Genomic DNA, 2766 nt, shown 5'->3' on the forward strand with positions numbered 1-2766 from the left:
AACTCTTGCCCGTCTGCAGAATAGAGCAGGAACAGGCTCATGATGTAGATGGCGAGCATGGCAAAAAACAGCCAAGGGTCAATCGGGGCTGCAATGGTGGATTTGAAATTTTTCCACGCTGATGTGTTATTCATGATGAACCTCCGGCTGTGAGGCAGGGCTTGTCGGAGTCAGTCCGTAGGCAGATTGGAAAATGCTGGTAATAGGCTGATGCTTGTCCGTTGTTTCAGTTTTGGCAGAGCCTGACTCAAGGCCGTCTGAAAACTGTTGCGGCTTGACGTGAAGCATATAAAAATCAGTCATTTCACGGGCCAATGGCGCAGCATACGCACCCCAGCCGCCGTTTTCCAAAATAACGGCAATGGCGATTTCAGGTTTTTCCAATGGTGCAAACGAGATAAACCATGCGTGGTCGCGGTGTTGTTCGCGCAGGGCTGCGGCGTTGTAGCGGCCGCCCTGTTTGATTTGTACGACCTGGGCCGTACCGGTTTTACCGCCCATCGTATAAGCAAGTCCGCCACCGATACGGTGTGCCGTACCGCCCGGTTTCAATACCTTTTCCATTGCGCGTTTGACGTATTCGAAGTTGTCGGCTTTGAACGGAATTTGACGTTCGGGATTGGGGTTGATACGGGTAATTTTGCGCGCGCCGAAATCCAATACTTCTTTGACCAAATGCGGCTGATGAACGACACCGTTATTGGCCAGAGATGCTGTGGCATGAGCCATTTGCAAAGGTGTGTAGGCGTTGTAGCCTTGTCCGATGCTGACAGAAACCATTTCGCCGGCGCGCCATTCTTTGGCGGTCGGATCGGAAGACTTGGCAAAGCGTTTGGCTTTCCATTCGCGGCTAGGCAAAACGCCTGTATATTCGCTGGGCAGGTCAATGCCGGTTTTTTGGCCGAAACCGAATTGCGCCAGATACGGAGAGGCTTTATCGATACCCATTTCGTAACCTAAGCGGTAGAAGAAGGTATCTGAAGATACTTGAATGGCTTTGCTCAAGTTGGCCGAGCCGTGGCCGCTGCGGACAGAGTCGCGGAAAATATGGCGGCTGCCGGGTATGCTCCATGCGCCGGGAGCGGGGATGATGGTGTTTTGAGTGATTTTGCCGCTTTCCAATAAGGCCATGCCCATAAAGGGTTTGAATGTAGAACCCGGCGGATAAAGGCCTTGGGTAACGCGGTTGATCAAAGGCTTTTTCCAATCGTCATTCAGCATTTTCCAAGTATCACTGTCGATGCCGTCAATAAAGAGGTTGGGATCGAAGGAAGGCTTGGAAACAAAAGCCAAAACAGTACCGTCTTGCGGATTGATGGCCACCAATGCGCCACGGCGGTCGCCTAAAATGCGGTCGGCTTCCTGCTGCATACGGATATCCATGCCTAGGCGCAAGGTTTGCCCCATTTTGGACGGAACATTTTTTAATACGCGGACAATGTTGCCGTAAGCGTCTCTTTCGACTTCCTGATAGCCTGGAATACCATGAAGCTGGTGTTCGTAATATTTTTCCAAGCCGGATTTGCCGATATGCGTACTGCCGCGGTAGAGAGCGGTCAGGCCTTCTTCTTCCAGCATTTCTTTGTCTTTATCGCTAATACGGCCGATGTAACCTAAGAAATGGGAAGTCAGTTTGCCGTAAGGATATTCGCGGAATGTGCGTGAATTGACCTCTATGCCTTTGAATCCACGCAGATGTACGGATAAACGGGCTGCCTCTTCATCGGTCAGCTTGAGTTTGAGCGGGATATTTTCAAATTTTCGATAGCTTTCGCGGTATTTTTTGAAGCGTTTTAAATCTGTCGGCGTAATATCAACATATTTTTTTAATGCTTCAATGACATCTTCCATCTTGCCTTCAATGCGGCTGGGAATAACTTCGAGCGAAAAGACTGGATAGTTTTTGGCCAAAGGAACGCCGTTGATATCGACGATTTCGCCGCGTACAGGCGGCGTTGGAATCAAGGTGATGCGGTTGCTCGATGCCTGACCGGAAAACTCGTTGTGTTGAGTCACTTGTAGGTAAAAGAACCGCGCCAGCAAGATGGAAAAGAAGATGGCGATCAGGATAAAAGCAACGAGCAGGCGCAATAGGGCATCGGCTTGTGCTGCCTGAGCGGAAGGTTTTTTGGTATGTTGACCACCGGAAAGACGGCGTGGAAGAATCGGTTTCATCTTTTCAGTGCGCGCGGTAAATACGGGTCACAATCAACATTAGCTGGCTGAGTATCGGCCAAAGTAATGCGCCGACAAATGGGGCAACAAAGCCTTGCAAAGTGATGACCTGATGATTAAGAAACAAACGGGCAACAGTTAAGACGGCCTGATTGAGAAGCAGTGCAGCCAATACAGCGGCCAATTGCATAATGTGGCCGTAAAGCATGATTTGGCGGCGGCGGTTTAAGATGAAATAAGTCATTACGACGTAAGACAGGGCGTGCAAGCCCAAAGTCGCGGCGGTTGCGGCATCGACAATCAGACCGATGGCAAAAGCCAGTCCCATGCCTGCGCGTTGCGGTTGGTGCAATGTCCAATACAGCAACATCAGTGCCGTCATTTCAGGCAGCCAAAAGAATCCGTCAAAGGAAAACGGCATAAAGTCCAGTATCATCATCACTATGAGACTGGCCGCCATGATGTGCAGCGGTACTGCACGGTAAGAATCGTCAAAATCGTTCATGAAATCAGCGTGGGGAAGAAGGGGCGGAAGAAAGTACCAAGACAAAACGGCTGCTGCGTAAAGCGGCCAAAGGCGTCAGTTGCGTA

General features: G+C 50.3%; 2 protein-coding genes and 1 pseudogene. All 3 read right to left on the minus strand.

Features of this window, described 5'->3' with window-relative positions:
• Nucleotides 1-134 (minus strand): annotated as a pseudogene (locus tag ACTHUT_RS17210) (rod shape-determining protein RodA); the annotation flags it as partial.
• Complete coding sequence (gene mrdA, locus ACTHUT_RS17215; protein WP_250600940.1) at nt 127-2175, minus strand: penicillin-binding protein 2; 2049 nt, start codon at nt 2173-2175, stop codon at nt 127-129. The gene mrdA and the pseudogene ACTHUT_RS17210, both read right to left, overlap by 8 nt.
• Nucleotides 2176-2179: 4 nt before the next feature.
• Nucleotides 2180-2680, minus strand: coding sequence for a rod shape-determining protein MreD (gene mreD / locus ACTHUT_RS17220; protein WP_070850664.1), 501 nt, complete (start codon nt 2678-2680; stop codon nt 2180-2182).
• Between the last annotated feature and the right edge of the window lie 86 nt (nt 2681-2766).

It is taken from the genome of Neisseria sp. P0022.S010, assembly GCF_051956635.1.